General features: G+C 63.9%; 15 protein-coding genes. 9 read left to right on the top strand and 6 right to left on the bottom strand.

Translation table 11 applies throughout. The features are described 5' to 3' along the window. The first annotated feature begins 47 nt into the window (after positions 1 to 47). From sctT to sctC, 3 genes are all read left to right on the top strand, one after another. Positions 48 to 803, top strand: a complete 756-nt coding sequence (gene sctT, locus BLQ92_RS19970; RefSeq protein ID WP_090686312.1) for a type III secretion system export apparatus subunit SctT — start codon at positions 48 to 50, stop codon at positions 801 to 803. Between the two features lie 197 nt (positions 804 to 1,000). Further along, positions 1,001 to 2,476: a helix-turn-helix transcriptional regulator gene (locus BLQ92_RS19965; protein WP_090686255.1), complete on the top strand. Its 1,476-nt coding sequence runs from the start codon at positions 1,001 to 1,003 to the stop codon at positions 2,474 to 2,476. A gap of 50 nt (positions 2,477 to 2,526) precedes the next feature. Beyond that, positions 2,527 to 4,326: a type III secretion system outer membrane ring subunit SctC gene (sctC, locus tag BLQ92_RS19960; protein ID WP_090686254.1), complete on the top strand. Its 1,800-nt coding sequence runs from the start codon at positions 2,527 to 2,529 to the stop codon at positions 4,324 to 4,326. Here the strand turns inward: sctC and BLQ92_RS19955 are convergent. From BLQ92_RS19955 to BLQ92_RS39495, 4 genes are all read right to left on the bottom strand, one after another. Further along, entirely contained in the window at positions 4,238 to 5,158 is a 921-nt protein-coding gene (locus BLQ92_RS19955; RefSeq protein ID WP_244106488.1) for a response regulator transcription factor, read from the bottom strand. The two genes, sctC and BLQ92_RS19955, sit on opposite strands and share 89 nt — an antisense overlap. A 146-nt stretch (positions 5,159 to 5,304) precedes the next feature. Then, positions 5,305 to 5,727, bottom strand: a complete 423-nt coding sequence (locus BLQ92_RS19950) for a CHRD domain-containing protein (protein WP_244106492.1) — start codon at positions 5,725 to 5,727, stop codon at positions 5,305 to 5,307. Positions 5,728 to 5,997: 270 nt separating this feature from the next. Then, on the bottom strand, positions 5,998 to 7,086 hold the full coding sequence (locus tag BLQ92_RS19945) for a response regulator transcription factor (protein WP_244106486.1): 1,089 nt from the start codon (positions 7,084 to 7,086) through the stop codon (positions 5,998 to 6,000). Positions 7,087 to 7,233: 147 nt separating this feature from the next. Continuing rightward, positions 7,234 to 7,659, bottom strand: coding sequence for a hypothetical protein (locus BLQ92_RS39495; RefSeq protein ID WP_143016633.1), 426 nt, complete (start codon positions 7,657 to 7,659; stop codon positions 7,234 to 7,236). Positions 7,660 to 7,676: 17 nt separating this feature from the next. Here BLQ92_RS39495 and BLQ92_RS19940 point away from each other — a divergent pair, with 17 nt between their 5' ends. The 3 genes from BLQ92_RS19940 to BLQ92_RS19930 are packed head-to-tail and all read left to right on the top strand — an operon-like array spanning position 7,677 to position 12,153. Next, a complete protein-coding gene (locus BLQ92_RS19940) occupies positions 7,677 to 8,840 on the top strand; it encodes an aromatic ring-hydroxylating dioxygenase subunit alpha (protein WP_090686252.1) in 1,164 nt (387 codons plus the stop codon). Continuing rightward, positions 8,840 to 10,771 (top strand): thiamine pyrophosphate-binding protein, encoded by a 1,932-nt coding sequence (locus BLQ92_RS19935; RefSeq protein WP_175772967.1) that lies wholly within the window; start codon positions 8,840 to 8,842, stop codon positions 10,769 to 10,771. The genes BLQ92_RS19940 and BLQ92_RS19935 overlap by 1 nt, the downstream gene beginning before the upstream one ends. Continuing rightward, on the top strand, positions 10,771 to 12,153 hold the full coding sequence (locus tag BLQ92_RS19930) for a polysaccharide pyruvyl transferase family protein (protein WP_090686250.1): 1,383 nt from the start codon (positions 10,771 to 10,773) through the stop codon (positions 12,151 to 12,153). The genes BLQ92_RS19935 and BLQ92_RS19930 overlap by 1 nt, the downstream gene beginning before the upstream one ends. 94 nt (positions 12,154 to 12,247) lie before the next feature. On the opposite strand, the gene BLQ92_RS19925 is transcribed toward BLQ92_RS19930, so the two are convergent. After that, complete coding sequence (locus BLQ92_RS19925; protein WP_090686249.1) at positions 12,248 to 13,333, bottom strand: LLM class flavin-dependent oxidoreductase; 1,086 nt, start codon at positions 13,331 to 13,333, stop codon at positions 12,248 to 12,250. Between the two features lie 16 nt (positions 13,334 to 13,349). Next, positions 13,350 to 14,057: a DUF3455 domain-containing protein gene (locus tag BLQ92_RS19920; RefSeq protein ID WP_175772966.1), complete on the bottom strand. Its 708-nt coding sequence runs from the start codon at positions 14,055 to 14,057 to the stop codon at positions 13,350 to 13,352. 260 nt (positions 14,058 to 14,317) lie between these two features. Between BLQ92_RS19920 and BLQ92_RS19915 the strand changes: the two genes are divergently transcribed. From BLQ92_RS19915 to BLQ92_RS19905, 3 genes are read left to right on the top strand one after another with little or no spacing between them, the layout of a single operon-like run. After that, positions 14,318 to 15,250 (top strand): TylF/MycF/NovP-related O-methyltransferase, encoded by a 933-nt coding sequence (locus BLQ92_RS19915; protein ID WP_208449410.1) that lies wholly within the window; start codon positions 14,318 to 14,320, stop codon positions 15,248 to 15,250. Next, complete coding sequence (locus BLQ92_RS19910; protein WP_143016632.1) at positions 15,247 to 16,467, top strand: cupin-like domain-containing protein; 1,221 nt, start codon at positions 15,247 to 15,249, stop codon at positions 16,465 to 16,467. Before BLQ92_RS19915 ends, BLQ92_RS19910 begins: the two co-directional genes overlap by 4 nt. Beyond that, positions 16,424 to 16,840: a lytic transglycosylase domain-containing protein gene (locus BLQ92_RS19905; protein ID WP_208449409.1), complete on the top strand. Its 417-nt coding sequence runs from the start codon at positions 16,424 to 16,426 to the stop codon at positions 16,838 to 16,840. Before BLQ92_RS19910 ends, BLQ92_RS19905 begins: the two co-directional genes overlap by 44 nt. Positions 16,841 to 16,871: the final 31 nt, after the last annotated feature.

The following is a 16,871-nucleotide window of genomic DNA, read 5'->3' as shown; positions in this document are numbered from 1 at the left end:
CCGCGCTGCCGCAACTCGGCCAGTTGCTGGTCGGCTATATCACGCTGATGGGCGTGTGCTCGTTGCGCCTCTTTATCGTGATGTTTATCTTTCCGCCTACGGCCGACGGTTTGCTGCAAGGCGTGGTGCGCAACGCCATCGTGCTGTTGTTCAGCTCGTATGTCGCCTATGGCCAACCGGCTTCGTTTATCGAATCGCTGCATGGGGTCGCGCTGCTCGAGATCGGCTTGCGCGAAGGGGTGATCGGTCTGGTGATCGGCTATGCAGCGTCTATCGTCTTCTGGGTAGCGGAAGGCGCCGGAACGTATATCGACGATCTGACCGGCTATAACAGCTTGCAAATCACCAATCCGACCCGCCAGGAGCAATCCACGCCTACGGCCACGCTGCTCGGCCAGGTGGCCACCGTTGCATTCTGGGCGCTCGGCGGCATGACATATTTGCTCGGCACGCTCTATGAGTCGTATCACTGGTGGCCGATTACCGCGACGGGAATCAACGTCTCGAACATGCTCGAGTCGTTCGTCGTGCAGCAGACCGATACGCTGATGCAGACAGTCGCCAAGCTCGCTGCGCCGATGATGCTGATCCTGTTGCTGATTGACTTCGCCTTTGGCTTCGCCGCAAAGTCCGCCTCCAAACTCGATCTGATGACCTTGAGCCAGCCGGTCAAGGGAGCGGTGACCGTGCTGATGCTGGCGCTTTTCGTTGGCATCTTCGTGGACCAGGTGCGCGAGCAGGTCACGCTGGTGGGTCTCGCTGCGGAATTCCGACCCTTAACGCATGCATCGGGCAAGCCTTGAGCTTTGCTTGAGAAACGTACAGCCTCGATGAAAAAGAGGTGCTTGAGAAACTTGAGAGTTCAACACTCAACACTTCTCAAATGCGCGTCAAATGTCAGATTTATTGAAAGTTCGGCTTGAGCGTTTCGCTACATTGACTCCATCCGATGACGCGTGCTTGCAGTGCGCGACGCGGTCCGCAATCAGAGGAGTCGAACATGTTCTCGATGCTGTACTTCCCCGTTGTCGCCGCTCTCGCTACACCTAATCCCGACGCCGAACCGGCGCTGACTACCCGGTACCTCGATGTGCTGCTCGACGGCAAGCTAGGCGCGGCGCGCCAGCAGGTGAGCCGCTGGGCCGAAGAGGCGGGCGCCGCCGAGCACGCGTCCTCCGGCCTGCAATTGCATGCCGATATGCAGTTGATGCTCGGCATTGAAGTGGAAGCCGAAGAAAACTACCGCCGCTCGCAAAAACTGATTCGTTCATCGAAGCATGCGATTCGAATTGCCTCGTGCCGTAACGCCGCCTGGCAGGCGTTTTTCCGGCACCGGCTCGGCACTGCGCTGGCGTGTTTCTCGCGCGTGGCGGATGAGCCGGAAATCGAGCCTGCGCGCGCGGCGGAAGCGCATTTCGGCATGGTCTGCGTGCTGCAGGAACTCGGCCGGACCGGCGAGGCGAGCGACGCGCTCGAAAGCCTGACGGAGCTGGTGGAGCGCGATATCGACGAGCACCTCGATCACTGGCACGACCTGCTTGCGACGCTGCGTTTCGACCTCGCCGTGCAGAGTGAAGTGCGCAGCGCCAGCGCACTGGGCGACCATGTGTACTGGCAGTCGGCTCTATCGAGCGACCGCGTGCTGCGCCTGCCGCAGGCCGCCGACACGTCTGTGGACCTCCTGCGCGAGGCCGTGCAAGGAGTTCGCTCGCCGCTGCTACGCGGCCGCATCGACTATCTGAAGCGCTTGCGGCTTGCCGCCTGTGCAGACCGCGATGCGATGGGTGGACTGCAGGACTATCTGAACTGGGCGCGCGAGCAGGGTCTTGGCGACTATCAGCGTACCTTGCGTCTGGAGATTGCCTTGGCGACGCTCGCTGGCGCCGCGCCGCACCTGGCCCACTCGGTGCTCGAGCCGCTGCATCAGATTGGCCGCAACGGCACCACTGGCCACCGTCATCTGGAGTATCTGTATTGCACCGCCAAGACGCGCCAGGCTCAGGGGCGCACGCAAGAATCGCTGCAGCTCTATAGCCGTTATGCGCTCGTGGCCATGCAATGTCTGCGCGAAGATTCGCATGTAAAGGCCCCCACATTCAACCGTAGCGCCAAGCCGTCGCCGCAACTGGACGACGTCAGCGCGCGTTTGCCGGCCAAATACCGCCGCGCTTATGGCTATGTGCTCGACAATCTCGACCGGCGCGACCTGTCGGTGCGTGAAGTCGCAGCCGAGATTGGCGTGACCGAGCGGGCCTTGCAGAGCGCGTTCAAGAATTTCCTCGGACTCTCGCCCACCGAACTGATCCGGCGCCAGCGCATGGAGCGCATTCGTGCCGAGCTGACCGAAGGCTCGTATGCGAGCGAGCGCGGCGTGCTGAGCGCCGCGAGCAAATGGGGCGTGCAGAACCGCTCGACGCTCGTCAACGGGTATCGCAAGCAGTTCCATGAAGCGCCCTCCGAGACGCTCGAACGATAAAGCCTTGCAGCGCGCCGCCATTTCTTATTTACCTTCACCCACACGACTCCATGAAATCGAAGAGGCTACTTTGCGCCACGTGGCTCGCTGCGTCGCTCGCCTTCACCACGCCCGAGCCGGCGAATGCGGCACCCGTTCACTGGCGCAGTTCGACGGTGCATATCGCCGTAGAGGGCAAAGATCTAAAAGATGTCTTGCGCGATTTCACGGCGAGCCAAGGGGTGGCCGCCTCGATCGCGGGCAATGTGCAGGGCACCGTGACCGGGCACTTCGATACGTCGCCGCAGCGCTTTCTCGATACGCTTGCATCGACGTTCGGTTTCGTCTGGTTCTATGACGGCAGCGTGCTGTCGATCAGCAGCGCCAACGACATCACCCATCAGGTGATCAAGCTCGATCACGCGTCGCCGGCGGACCTGCGCGCGGCGCTGCAAACCATGAGTATCGACGATACGCGTTTTCCGATTGCCTATGACGAGGCGGCCGGCACGGCGCTCGTCAATGGGCCGCCACAGTATGTGCAGCTCGTGATGGAAGTCGCGCAGCGTCTTGACGACAATGCAAGCCGTCGCGGTGGCTCGGTGATTCGCGTGTTCAAGCTGAAAAATGCCTGGGCCGCGGATCATAAGGTGCGCATCGACGGCAGTACGATCACGGTGCCCGGCGTGGCCACCGTGTTGTCGAATATGTATCACGCGAAACAGGAGCAGGCGGGCGGCGGCAATTCGCAGAACTCCGTGACCCCGAACCTGCAACGCCTGCAGCCGATGAACGACGTCAATGGCGGTGGCTCCGGTGGCGGCCTGCAGACCCTGTTGCCGCCACTGCCCGCCAATATGCCGCAGGGGCAAGGGCAGGATACCTCGCTCGGCGGCCTCGCCGGCAATGCTGCGCCGCCTAACTTTGGGAATGGCGGGAATGTCGGCTACGGCAATGCACCGGGCCGCTCGCAAGGCGGCGAGCTGGCGAGCGGCGGCGATCTTACCTTGCCGATCATGCAGGCCGACCCGACCACCAACTCGGTGCTGATCCGCGATACGCCGCAACGGATCGACCAGTACGCGTCATTGATCGACAAACTGGATACGCGGCCCAAGCTGATCGAGATCGAGGCGCATATCATTGAAATCGATGACGACCTGCTGGCGCAGATCGGCGTCGACTGGCGTGCGCATAACAGCCATGTTGACCTGCAGACCGGTAACGGCGCGCAGCCGCAAAACAGCTTCGCGAACGGCCAGCTCAATCCGGGCTTCGGCACTACCACGCTGGCGGACGGCACCACTGTGGTGGATTCGACGCCGTTGGGCGGTTCGATTGCCGCGGTGATCGGCGGCGCCGGGCGCTATCTGATGGCGCGCATCAATGCGCTGCAGACCGACTCGAAGGCGAAAATCGATGCGTCGCCGAAGGTGGCGACGCTCGACAACGTCGAAGCGGTGATGGACAACACCACGAAGTTCTTTGTACGCGTCTCGGGCTATACCTCGGCAGACCTGTATAGCGTGTCGACCGGTGTGTCGCTGCGCGTGCTGCCGATGGTCGTGACCGACAACGGTCAGACCCGTATCAAGCTGGACGTGCATATCGAGGACGGCCAGTTGACCGGCCAGCAGGTGGACAGCATTCCAGTGATCACCAGCAGCGAGATCAATACGCAGGCGTTTGTCGGCGAGGGCGAGAGCCTGTTGATTGCCGGCTATAGCACCGACAACAACTCCAACGGAGTAGCGGGTGTGCCGGGGCTCTCGAAGATTCCGCTTATTGGAGCGCTGTTTCGCTACAACAACGACCAGCATACGCATATGGAGCGGGTATTCCTGCTGACGCCGCGGGTACTGAGTTTGTGATGACGGTGCGGGCGCCTTCGGGCAGGGCGCCTTCGCGCGCCCTACGCTTTAGTGGCGGCGCTTCCTCATGTTCATTGGCGTCGGCCGCTTCATGGGTCGCATCGCTGCATGACTCGACCCGGTAGCCGTGGGCGTAGCGGGTACGCAGTTGCACACCTGCCGTGCCGTTCAGATCCAGCTTTTTGCGCAGCTTGTAGATATGCTGCTCGAGCGTGCGGCCGACAATATCCTCCGTGCTGCCCCAGATCGCACCGGCAATCTGCTTGCGGCTCACATATTCACCAGCCCGCGAAAACAGCAGCCAGGTAATCGCAAACTCGCGCACTGTCAGACGCACGCTGCGCTCGTGGATCTGCACAACGCTGGCGCGCCGGTCCAGCCGGTAGGCGCCGAGCGTGAGACTGTCGTCTACGTGGGCGGGTGAGTCCGACTGGATGCGCCGCAGGGCGAGCCGCGTGCGCGCAGCCAGCTCGCCGGGATTGAGCGGCGCCATGACGATATCGTCGGCGCCCGCGCCGAACGCTCGCTCGATGCTGCTGCGATCCGCAAAGTCGCCGACGAAAATCAGCGCCGCGCGCCAGTCGTCGTAACAGGCCCGATGGGCAAGCGCGGCGCGCATCGACTCGATGCCGCTCGACGCATCCACGAAGATCACGTCGTAATCGTCGCGTGCGATGGCGCGCGACAGCGCGGTGTCGTCGCGAAAACGGCGGCATTCGATCGCTTCATCGGCCGTGGTGCTTGCGGGGGCGATATCGCTGAAATCACTGAAGCATTGGCAAATCCGATTGAACAGATTGCCGTTGGTGGTTAGCACGGCGAATTTCAACATGTTCTCCGGAATTCAGGCGAAACGGCGCCCTGCGCCGCGGTTGGCCGCGGTGCAGTCGGTACGTTCGGTGGGCGTATGGAGCGCTCAGTGCGACGGAGCGGAGAATCGATCCGTTGCACCGCGCGAGAAGAGAAGCGGTGTAGCGCTTACTTGACCTGTTCGACCTGGCCGCGAATTTCACCGCCCGGGTTCCTGGCGGTATGCACGTTGAAATACCAGTTGCCGGCCAGCAGTTCGCTTTCCTGCGCGGCCGTTAGCGTGGCCTGGCCTTCGATCGGGCTAGGCAGCTTGTCCATCGGAATCGGGATCGCAACCGGTGCGTTCTTGCCGGCAGGCGCGGGGCCGTGGAAATGCGCCATGCTGGCCGGGCCGGTGAGGTCCGCATAGGTGACCTTCCATTGCAGTACTTTCGACGACGTGTCGTAGGTCGCCGTCAGTTCACCGTGTCCGTCGCTGGTTTTGGGCGGCACTTCAGCGGAGGCAAGCAGGTCGGCTTTCAGGTTGAGCGTGTCGGCAACGGCAAGCGCGGGTGCCGCGAGACTCAGCGACAACGCGACAGCGGTGAGCATTCGATTCAGTTTCATGGACGTCTCGTGGAAGGGAAAAAAATAACCTGCGACACAATCCGGTCTGGCTGCGTGGCGGCGAGACCTTGCGTGCTCGGTTACTTCAATGAACGCCTGGCGTTCGTGGCTTATTCCCTGACGTGACGGAATTTTTTACGCAGGAGCAGTGGCGCTTGCGCGGCGCGTCTGACGGGCACGGCGCGCGTGGGCTGCCTTGGGGCAAGCGGCGCGTCCGGTTCGACAGGCCGCAGGCGCCGGCGCCGGCGCCGGCGATTAGCGCCGCTGTCGCGTGCCGTTGCGCAGCAAGGCAGCGGGAACGGTCAGTGAGCCATATGCGGCGCTATCGCCGTTAGGTTTGGCGCTGGCGGGCGCGACGAAGTTTGCCACGAGGTTCACCGGGCTCAATGCGCCGAGGCTCCAGAGGGCCGCGTATTGCCCCCATGGCTGGGCCGTGCGGGCAGCTTCGCTGTCGTGCGGATGCACGTCCAGTGGGCGGGACGCGCGGCAAAGCGGCGGCTCGTCTTCGAGCGCGGCCTCAGCGTCTCGCACCGCCTCGATGACATGCAAGACGCCGTTGCTAACCGGCTGGCTGCGGCGGGTGGCCCGAGGCGGCGCAGTGAGCGGATGGCCGGTGTCGATGGCCGCGTCCAGATCGATCTCCGTAAGCGCATCGCATAGCTCGACCCGGTAGCCGTGGGCGTACATGGTGCGCAGTTGTACGCCGGAGGCGCCGTTTAAGCCCAGCTTCTTGCGCAGCTTGTAGATATGCTGCTCGAGCGTACGGCCGACGATATCCTCGGTGCTGCTCCAGATCGCACCGGCGATCTGGCGCCGGCTCACATACTCGCCAGCCCGCGAAAACAGCAGCCAGGCAATCGCAAACTCGCGCACGGTGAGGCGCACGATATGGTCATTGACCAGCACCACACCCGCACGGCGATCGAGCTTGTACGGGCCGAGGGCCGCCCAGTCTTCGGTCGGCGCGGCCGGGGTCGACTGGAAGCGGCGCAGCGCGAGGAAGGTGCGAGCCGCCAGTTCACTGCGGTCTACCGGCGACAGCACGACGTCGTCGGCGCCAGCTTCGAAAGCTCGCTCGATGCTGTCGCGATCGGGGAAGGCGCCCACTACGATCAACGGCGCGCGCCGGTCTCCATAGCAAGCGCGGCGGGCGAACACCGCACGGGTCGAATCGATGCCGGTGGCCGCGTCGACGAGGATTGCGTGGTAGTCCTCGCGATAGATCGCTCGCGACAACGCCACGTCGTCATGAAAGCGGCTGCACTCGATCGTGTCGTCTCCGAAGCACTGGCAAATCAGATTGAACAGACTGCTGTTGGTGGTCATCACGGCGAATTTCAACATGCCCTCCAGGACAGATACCAACGGTTGCTTCGAATGACGAACTGCACGACCCGAAAGTTAAGACCCCACAACTATCAGGGCTGTAACGAATTGTTTCGCTCGGGTGTTGCAGTGGATTACAGCTAAACAAGGGGCTTGTCTTGCGAGTTAATTGATAAGACGAATAACCGCGCAGATGCCGGGAAGTTGCCGTAAGTTACAGCGGTAAGCATGTAGCCGGTACCAATTGCAGACTTGTGGTGCAAGTCCGGTAAAAGCGACCTTAATTTCCCTGAATCGCACGCGATGCAAAGGTTCTCGCCGCCTTTCAGTACCGAAAGGCGGATTAAGTTTTGTTGAGAATCCACTAAACGGATCGGAAGACCTTGCTTCGCGTCCGCATGAGCTTTGTTGAATCTGTGCGCGAGACGCATCTTTAAACTGGGTAGCAGGACAATCGCCTTTTATGCAATTGAGATCGTCATTGATGCCATTGCAATGGTCTTTATGCCATTTCGCTTGATTTCGTTTGGCCGCGTTTGGGTTTTTGTTATCGATTTCTTTTATGCGTTTTATTCCTTCACGCCTGATCATCCTGCTCTGAGTTGCCCATGTCCTTCCTGTTGAACGCGTGGTATGTCGCCGCCTTCGCGCACGAGGTGCGCACCGATGCGCCGTTTGCGCGCACGCTGCTTGGGCGGCCTGTGGTGCTGTATCGCGATGCCGCCCATCGGGCCATCGCACTCGACGACCGCTGTGCGCATCGCTTTGCGCCGCTGTCGAAAGGGCGCATGGTCGAAGGTGCGCTCGAGTGTCCATATCACGGCCTGCGCTTTGGGGCCTCGGGCCAGTGCGTGCACAATCCGCACGGCGATGGCCGCGTGCCGAGCGGCGCAAAGGTGCGGACCTATCCCGCTATCGAACGCTACGGCGCGGTCTGGTTCTGGCCAGGAGACCCCGAGCGGGCAGATGCTGCGTTGCTGCCGTCGTTTCCGTTTGTCGACCCGGAGGTGGCGTACACGCATGACGGCTATCTGCTGAGCCGCGCTCACTACCAGTTGAGCGCGGACAATCTGCTCGATCTGAGTCACTTCCAGTTCCTGCATCCCGATACGCTCGGCAGCGAAGCGATTGCACGTGGCGATGTCCAGGCAGGCAATGTGGGCGATACGGTGTGGGTGCGACGGGTGGCGCATGACGAGGTGTTGCCGCCGTTCGTGGCAAACGGCTTCGGCATTCCGCCCGGTGCGCGCGTGGACCGCTGGATGGACGTGCGCTGGACGCCGCCGGGCTTGCTGTCGATCATGGTGGGCGTGACGCCGGTCGGCATGGCGCGCGAGGCGGGCTTGATCGCGCCGTCGGCGCATTGGCTCACGCCCGAGACCGAACGGACCACGCATTACTTCTTCGCTTTTGGCTTGCCGAAGGAGATGGGCGAGGCGGCCCGCGAAATGGTGCGTTACGCGGTGGATGGGCTGATGAAGCCATTCGAGCAGGAAGACCTGCCGATGCTCGAGGCGCAGCAACGCAGCCTTGGCGAGAGCGATTTCTGGGCGCTGCAACCGGCCTTGCTGCCGATCGATGCAGGGGCGATTCGCGCGCGCCGGATTATGGAGCGGTTGATTGCCGAGGAGCGCGCGGCGCAAGCAGGGCAAGCAGATCACGCGGTAGTGGCGAATCAGGCAGCGGCGGGCAAGGCATCCGCGCCAGAGACTGCAACGACCCAGACCGTGCCCGTCGAGTCGCTGCGCCGCTCTTCACGGGCGGCGGCATAGTGGCGGCCGTCCTCGAGGAATGCGTGGTGGCGGAGTCGCTCAACGCGGTATGGGTGGACGGCATTGCCGACGCGCTCAGCGTGGCTGGCGTGCGGCATGCGGTGCTATGTCCGGGTGGACGCGCCAGTGCGATGTGCCTCGCGTTTGACGCGCATCCGGGCATCGCGGTCGAGATGGTCTGCACCGACGAGCGCAGCGGCGGCTTCGTGGCGCTTGGCATCGCCAGGGTGACTGGTGGGCCGGTGGCGATTGTCACCACCTCCGGCTCGGCGGTGGCGAACGTTCTGCCGGCACTGATCGAAGCCGATGCCTCCGATATCCCGTTGGTGGTGCTCACCTGCGACCGGCCGCGCGCGCTACGCGGCGCCGGCTTCGGACAGATGGCCGACCACCTTGGCGCGACCCGTGCCTTCGTGAGAGCGCAGGCCGATCTCGATGACCCGTTCGATTCGGTAGCGGCGTTCGAGCAGGCTCGCTCAGCGTTAAACAATGCACTGATAGCGATGCTGGGTGGCGCAGAGTGTGAGAACGTGCAGACGTTGCGGGTCGATGCGCATCCTGCTCCTGTGCGCGCCTCGCGTGGGCCAGTGCATGTGAATGTGCCGCTGGCTGGCGTCTACGACGCGACCGAGACGCATCCCGTGTCACGCGAAACGGTCGCCGCTGCGCGTCAACGGCGCGCGTTTGCATTGCCTGCCAGCACGAAGGTACGCGACGGCGCGACGACGCCTTCGGCCATCGTCGAACGTGTCGTCGCCCGCGCACGGCTGGCGCGCGGTGCCGGAGGCTTGCCGAGTGGGCCTGGCTTCGACGGCTTGATCGTTGTCGGTCCCGAGCCGGGTGCGCCGCTTGAAGCGATTGTTGCGCTGGCGGCAGCGACGGGTTTTCCGGTGCTCGCCGATGCTGCTAGCGGAATGCGTGCAGGGCCTGCGGCGCTCGCGCCAGCCCAGGCTGCGCGTGGTGCTGCGGGGGCGCTGATCGTCAATGCGTTCGACGTGCTCGGCGGCGCAGGCCGCATGGCGGCCGAGCGGCCGGATCTGATCGTGCGCTTCGGTATTGCACCGGTGTTGCCGTTGCTGCACACGTATCTCGAAGCGGTGACCGACGTGCCAGCGATCAAGGTCGCGCCGCATCGCGTGGCGCATGACTATCTGCATCAGGCGCTCGATCCGCGTGATGTACTGGTGGCGCCTGGCAGCAAGGCGTTGGCGGAGCTGGGAGATGCGCTGTGCGATGCCGTGCGGGTTGGCAATGCTAGCGCGGTGTCCGCAGTGTCATTTGCCTGGCGTGACCGCTGGGCCAGCGTCGCCAGCTATGGTGCACGCGAGCGGCGAGCTTGCGTCGCGACGCTGGGCTGGGGCGAAGTCGCGGCAACCCATCAGGTGTTCGCTGCTGGGGGATTTGGCTTTGTTCATATCGGCAATTCAATGTCGATGCGCCACGCCGATATTGGCTACGACGTGCGTACGCAGGTTCAGGATATCTACGTCAATCGGGGTGTGAGCGGTATCGACGGCACGCTTTCGACCTTTATCGGCGAGGCGCTGGTGCGGCGCGACGCAGGCCTGCTGGTGCTTGGCGACCAGGCATTCATTCACGATCTGTCGGCACTCGCGAGCGCGCAGCGGCTCGATACGCCGGCCTGCGTGTGCGTGGTGGACAACGGTGGCGGAGCGATCTTCGACTTTCTGCCGATTGCCCGCTCGCCCGCCTATGTCAGGACGATTCGTAATCCTTATAAGATCGGCATTGGTGCGTTAGCGCAAGGGTTCGGGCTTGCGCATCGGCGGGTGGAAAGTCGCGAAGCGTTAAGCGAGGCGCTCGATGCGGCGCCCGGCCACGCGGGAATGACGATTGTTGAAATCTCCGTGGATGCCTTCTCCGGCGCCGCGCAAATGCAATTACTCGCGCAAGCGTTGGGAGCAGCGTGATGTGGGATGTTGCCATTCAAGATGATCCGCTGCAGCGCTCGCTTGCCGCGTTGCAAAGGTATGCGAGCGCTGCAGCGCCGGATAAAGTGTTCCTGGACGACATGCAGCAGCGCATCGATGCGGCACGGCGTGTGCTGGCCCGTGCGCCGTCCGCTGCCACGCGCCGCAAAACCTTGGGCGCTGCACCTCGCATCCTGCTTCTCGGCTATAGCGGTGCAGGCAACACGGGCGCGGATTTGCGCACCATCGAGACCATTGCTCAATTGCAGCGGCTGTTTGCGCCGCAAGACCCACAGCTCACGCTATTGGCGATTGGCGACTGCTTCGATCATCCGTTGCTGGAGGCGACACCTAAACTTGCCCCCGAGCTTCCTTATCTGCCCGATGCGCTCGACGCCGCGATTCTTGACGCCGATCTCGTGCTCAATGTCGAAGGCTCGACTTACACGTCGAAGTTTTCCGACTCGCTCGCCGGCGTTCTGATTGGCGGCGTCGCGCTGGCTGCGGCCCACGGGCTGCCGGCGCTCGCGTATGGCGTCGATAGCGGCGCAATGAGCGAGGCGTTGACCCGCTTTGTCACGCGCAATTCGGCGCGTGGACAGATCATCTGCCGCAACGAAGCTGCCCGTGCACAGCTTGCGCCGCTCGGCGTGCAGACGCAGGCCGGCGCCGATACGGCGTGGACCTATCGGGCGCCGCACAGTGCGCGGGCGGCGGCACGCGGTGCAAGGGTGGTCGCGCTATGCCCAAATAATCCGTTCTGGTGGCCGGTCGCGGCGGACGCGCGGCGTGCTCATCTGCTCGATGCGCGCCGCGAGACCTCGCCGTTTCGCTACGGGCCGTTGCATTTCCACACGTGGGACGCGGCGCGGGCGGCGGCTTACGATGCCTACCTCGCGCGTTTTGCCGCGATTGCGGCAGGTTTGCGCGAGCAAGGCTATACGCCGGTGCTGGTCGGCATGGAACAGCTCGACCGCGCCGCTTGCGAGGATCTGGCGGCGCGGCTGCCGTTTGCCGTTGAGATTGTCGCGCGCAGCGCCGCGCGGCTCGACGAGGTGGCCGCCACCGTGGCGCAGGCTGCGTGCGCCGTGACGACCCGCTACCACGCCGCGGTGCTGGCGATCTCGCATGGCGTGCCCGTGTTTGGCCTCTCGATGGACACCCGCATCGACCGTCTGCTGGACGAGGCCGGTTGCCGTGCGTGGAGCGCGGCCTGCGATACCGCCGACGGCGCGCAGTTGGCATTGGCTAAGCTCGGCACGCTGGAGACGCCGCAGGTGCGTGCGGAACTGGTTGCGGGTTATGCGCGGTATGCCGACGCGCAGCGGGCGCGCTTTGGCGAGATGGGGCGCCAGGTGCTGGCAGCGCTGGGGGACGCCTAAGCGGTCGTCCCAGCGCCTAATGCTTTTGGCGCCTTCAACACCGTTGGCGCCTCTACCAACCTTAACGCGTTCACTACCTTGGCCGCCTCGACCGCTACCACGCGAGCGTCGCCTCCCGCTGCTCAGCCGGGCTTCGCTGCTGCCGTGCATGCACAGTAGCTTGATCCGCAAAGACCGGCAGCACCTTGTCGGCAAACCTTCGCAACGACGCCATCACCTTGTCGTGGGCTAACGCACCGAACCAAAAGCTCGCGCTGAAGTAGTCGCAACCGAGACCGCTTTGAATCCGGCGCAACTGGTGGATGCATTCGTCGGCAGTCCCTATGACCAGAAAATCGTCGCGCAACGCCTGTTCCGATGGTTCATCTGGAAACGGCTGGGCCGGCACCACGCCGTCGATCACGTCGCCCATATCGTGGCGCAAACGCAGCGTGGCGCGGCCGTTCCAGCGCGCCTGTTCGACGGCTTCACTCGCTTCGGCCTCGCTTTGCGCGACATACACCGGCCGTTGCGTGCCGATGCGAAGCGACGCGAGTCCCGCCGCGAGATCCGGATATTGCTCGCGGACGTTGGTCAGCTTCGAAATCGGTTCGAGCACGCCGGTGAACAGGTTGGCGCGCCGCTGGACCGCCTTTTCCACTGACGCATGCCGGCTCGAATTCACCACCAGCCAGAGCGGAAGCGCGGCTTGCAGCGGTTGCGGCACGAGCGTGGTGCGGGCAATCCTGAAGTGCTCGCCCGTGTAGGCGAACACCGGCTCGCGCAAGGCGTGCAGCAGCACGTCGACGGCTTCGTCGTCGCGTGCCGCCGCGGCGCCTTTGACGAGCCCGAAGCGTTCGTACTGATAGGCCTGATAGCCGCTGCCGAGACCGGCTTCGACACGCCCGCCGCTCAGCACATCGAGCGCCGCCAGCTCCTCTGCGATCACCAACGGGTGATGCAGCGGCACCGGAACGATTGCTGGTCCGAGCCGCAGGTGCCTTGTGCGCGCTGCGATATGCGACAACAGCAGCAGTGGCCGCGACGAGTGCGAGTAGTTGGTGAAGTGGTGCTCGGCGAGCCACAGGTGGCTATAACCGAGCTGGTCGGCGGCAGCGGCCATGTCGATGGCACGCTGATAAAGCTCCGCGGCGGGGCGTGGCTCGGGCGCGGGCATGGTCAGAAACAAGCCGAATTGCATCGTCGACTCCTACGGGTCAGGGGGCGGTCGAGGCCGCTGGCGTGGTCGAAGAGGCGATCGGCGCCACGCCCTTGGCACGATAGAACATATAGGTGGCCGCATACGGAACCAGCAGCCGCGAGCCTTCGATCTCGCAGGTCGGCTGCGGCGGCAGGCCGCCCGAGGTGTCGATGCGCTGGATCGAACTGATGTTCGAGAAACGCCCATTTCCCGGGCGTGGCGTCGCGACGTAGCCAGCGTCGTAGCGTGCCCAGGTCAGTGCGTTGGCGCCGACCTGGCTTTCGGCCACGGTGGTGGTCTTCACATAGCTGCCGTCATACGAGAGAAAGTAGTGGCCCGGGGCGACCGTGCCGACGCTTTGGCCACCGGCATCCACCAGCGTGGCTTCGGAGCCGAACGGGTCCCATAGCAATTGGGTATGGTCGGTACGCACGCCGCCGACGGTGCCGGTCGTGCTCGCCGCGCTGGGGGCGCCGAAGCGGGTGAGCGGGTCGGCCGGAAGCGCGGTTCTGCGACAGATATAGGTTTCGTCGCCGTGGGTGGTCATGATTTCCTGCAGTACTTCGTCCTGGCTTGCGCGCAGGGCAACGGGCAGGGCGTCGTTGGCCGTCGGCGGCGGCTTGCGCGGCGTGGCACAGCCGCCGAGCATCAGCAGGCCGATGCTGCCCAGCAGGACGATAAGCCCGCAAAGCGAGCGGGCAGGGCGCGACGGAAGACCTTTCATCGGGGTGTTGAATATGTAGAGGGTAAAGAAGCTGGCGTTCGATACCGCAATGACAACCGATCTGCCGGCGCCGCTCGTTGTGCAACACGAAACGCTGCACGGTAAAACGCACGGACTGGTCGCGGTTCGCGTTCTCATGCTTAGGTTCGCTGCTGGCCGGCTAAAGAGAGCCCGGCAACCGATACTGGCAAGCGACGGACCGCGTCACCGGCGCAGCGTGTTCTTATGTCCTCCTTACTCATATCCCTCTTCAAGCGGCGATGGAATCGAACCTGCCCTCTGCTTCCCTGATCGAGTCTGAACGCCGCGATGAAACGCGCATGGGTGGCGCCGATCTGTCGCGCGCCTGGCTTACAACGATCCGCCAATACATTCGCGGCGAGTCCGCCGACGGCAATCTGGCGGGCGATCACGGGGCTGCGTTGACGCCGATCACTGCCGCAGAATGTGCGGCGCGTCTGGCCGATGCCGACTGCGTGTTCGCCGAGTGGCTCGCGCCCTTGGGACGCTCGGCTGCGCAGGTGGCGGGTGTCGAACCGGCGCGCATTGCCGCCGCGCTCAATCATATGCACCACGAGTCGCGCCGCTTGACGATGTGCGATGACGCGCTGCTCGACAATCTGGTCGAACTGGCGCGCACGGTGATCGAACAACGTGTGCCGGGCGATTTCATCGAAGCGGGTGCCTGGCGCGGCGGCATGACCATCCTGATGCGCGCCGCGCTCACGGCATTCGGCGACAGGCATCGCAGCGTCTGGGTGGCCGACTCGTTTGCCGGACTGCCCGCACCGGATCCCGCGAGCGAGTTGCGCGACGCGATCTGGCATCACTTGATGCGCGCGGTGGGGCTGCTGCAGAGCGATCTCGAAGCGGTGCGCAGCGCATTTGCGCGTGCCGGGTTGCTCGACCATCGTGTGCGCTTTCTGCCCGGATGGTTTGCCGATACGCTGCCGCATGCGCCGATTGAACGGCTCGCGCTGATGCGCCTCGATGGCGACTGGTACGACTCCACGCGCGACGCGCTGGACGCGCTGTATTCGCGTTTGTCGCCGGGTGGGTTTGCGATCGTCGACGACTATGGCTTGCCGACCGGATGCGCGCGAGCGGTGGACGAATACCGTGCGCAGTACGGCATCGATGCGCCGCTTAGGTGGGTCAATGCGCAGGCCGTGTATTGGCGCAAGCCGTCGTGAACGCGAATCTGCTTGATCTGCTGGTGGCGCGGCTGGCAGAGCATTACGTCGCGTTGCCTCAAGCCGCGGCGGTCGATTTGATCGTCAGCGACGATCCTCAATACAGCCGGCGTTTTGTGTTGGGGCGGGTGGTTGAGATGCGACGGTTGCCGGATGAGGGCAGTGGGTTCGAGGGCGCTGTTACGGCCAACAGCTTCGGCAACACCTCTGGCAAGACCTCCGCCGCAGACCTGCCCCAGGCAGCCACCCGCATTACGACGACTTACGCGGTGCTGGCCGCCATGCTTGCCGATCCGACCGGATTCGATGCGCGCAGCGCCGCTGTGCTTCAGCTCGGCGGCGTGCGGATCGAAGGCGCCGCGCGGCTCGCGGCTTACTGGCTGCAATTGCTCAAGCGGCCGTCAGATGAGGGCCGTGCCGCGCTTTCGCGCGCGCGTGAGCGTGCGCCTCACTGGCTGGACGCGGTGTCCGTATTCGAAGCCGCGCATATCAATCATGAGCGAGCGCCCACAGTTTCGCCAGACACGGCAATCGCCACCGCACTCGACCGCAGCGTCCCGCTGCATCTGCGCGGCGTGCTGCGTTGGCCCGAGACCGCCTGGACGCTGACGGACTGGCGCAAGCACGAAGCGTCGACGGTATTGCGGATGAACCCGGCCAACGGGCAGCCGCAATCCGTCGGCACATTTATCGATGCACTCGAAACGCCGGAGGCACCCGAAGCACCCGGGTCGAACACCGCTGCGGAGCCGCCCTATACCGAAGGCTGCCTGCTACCCGCCGCCTGGGAAGCCCGCTTCGAGATGCCGGTCTTGTCCGCCCCGATGTTCGGCCCAGCCCAGCTTTGGTTCGGCCGCCGCCGCGAGCATGCGCTCGTTACGCGCCTGCATTGCGATCTGGCGAATTCGTTTCTCGCCCAGGTGCATGGCCGCAAGCGCGTCCGTCTATATAGCCCGTCGCAGGACGAGGTGGTCTATGCGTTCGACGCGTTCAATACCTACCGTCCGTGCCGGGTCGATGCCGCCGCGCCCGACCTTGCGCGCTTTCCGCGTTTTGCCGAGGCGCGCGGTGTCGATGTGGTCATCGAACCAGGCGATCTGCTGGTGATTCCCACCGGCTGGTTTCATTGTGTCTGGGCGCTCGATCACGTGCTGTCGATCAGCCGCTTCGTCAGTGAAGCGCAAGCGGCGGCGCTCGCTTCGCATTTGCGTATATAACGCCGCACAGATCTGGCAGGAGTCGCGCGGCAATGCCGGCGCCAGCAGCACCAACAGCAATGGCATGACCGACGCCGGCCTGATGCAGGTCGATCCGGCGACGTTCGCGGGCCTCCAGCAGGAGCATCCGCAACTGCAGGGCAAGAATCTGTCCGACCCGTCCACCAATATTCTCGCCGTCGCGTACTACATGAGCGACATGGCCAGGCAGTTCGGCGGCAACTGGGACGAAGCCTTGCGCGCCTACAACTCTGGCCCGGATCAGGTGAAACCGGGTAACCTCTCGGATGTCTCGATCGGCGACCCGAACTACGTGAACGAAGTGACCCAGTTTGCGTCGACGATACAACAGGGTGGTCAACTGCCTGCCTGAGACGGCGTGCTGCAACGACACGCGCGGGGTT

This window comes from Paraburkholderia phenazinium (assembly GCF_900100735.1).
GTDB lineage: Bacteria > Pseudomonadota > Gammaproteobacteria > Burkholderiales > Burkholderiaceae > Paraburkholderia > Paraburkholderia phenazinia.
This window is presented reverse-complemented; position numbering and strand designations above follow the sequence as displayed.

Bases quoted from the DNA above. Each gene is read 5' to 3' on its own strand.
- sctT (WP_090686312.1), top strand. From the start codon at position 48: ATGGGCGTGTGCTCGTTGCGCCTCTTTATCGTGATGTTTATCTTTCCG.
- BLQ92_RS19965 (WP_090686255.1), top strand. From the start codon at position 1,001: ATGTTCTCGATGCTGTACTTCCCCGTTGTCGCCGCTCTCGCTACACCT.
- sctC (WP_090686254.1), top strand. From the start codon at position 2,527: ATGAAATCGAAGAGGCTACTTTGCGCCACGTGGCTCGCTGCGTCGCTC.
- BLQ92_RS19955 (WP_244106488.1), bottom strand. From the start codon at position 5,158: ATGTTGAAATTCGCCGTGCTAACCACCAACGGCAATCTGTTCAATCGG.
- BLQ92_RS19950 (WP_244106492.1), bottom strand. From the start codon at position 5,727: ATGCTCACCGCTGTCGCGTTGTCGCTGAGTCTCGCGGCACCCGCGCTT.
- BLQ92_RS19945 (WP_244106486.1), bottom strand. From the start codon at position 7,086: ATGTTGAAATTCGCCGTGATGACCACCAACAGCAGTCTGTTCAATCTG.
- BLQ92_RS39495 (WP_143016633.1), bottom strand. From the start codon at position 7,659: ATGATCAGGCGTGAAGGAATAAAACGCATAAAAGAAATCGATAACAAA.
- BLQ92_RS19940 (WP_090686252.1), top strand. From the start codon at position 7,677: ATGTCCTTCCTGTTGAACGCGTGGTATGTCGCCGCCTTCGCGCACGAG.
- BLQ92_RS19930 (WP_090686250.1), top strand. From the start codon at position 10,771: ATGTGGGATGTTGCCATTCAAGATGATCCGCTGCAGCGCTCGCTTGCC.
- BLQ92_RS19925 (WP_090686249.1), bottom strand. From the start codon at position 13,333: ATGCAATTCGGCTTGTTTCTGACCATGCCCGCGCCCGAGCCACGCCCC.
- BLQ92_RS19920 (WP_175772966.1), bottom strand. From the start codon at position 14,057: ATGAAAGGTCTTCCGTCGCGCCCTGCCCGCTCGCTTTGCGGGCTTATC.
- BLQ92_RS19915 (WP_208449410.1), top strand. From the start codon at position 14,318: ATGGAATCGAACCTGCCCTCTGCTTCCCTGATCGAGTCTGAACGCCGC.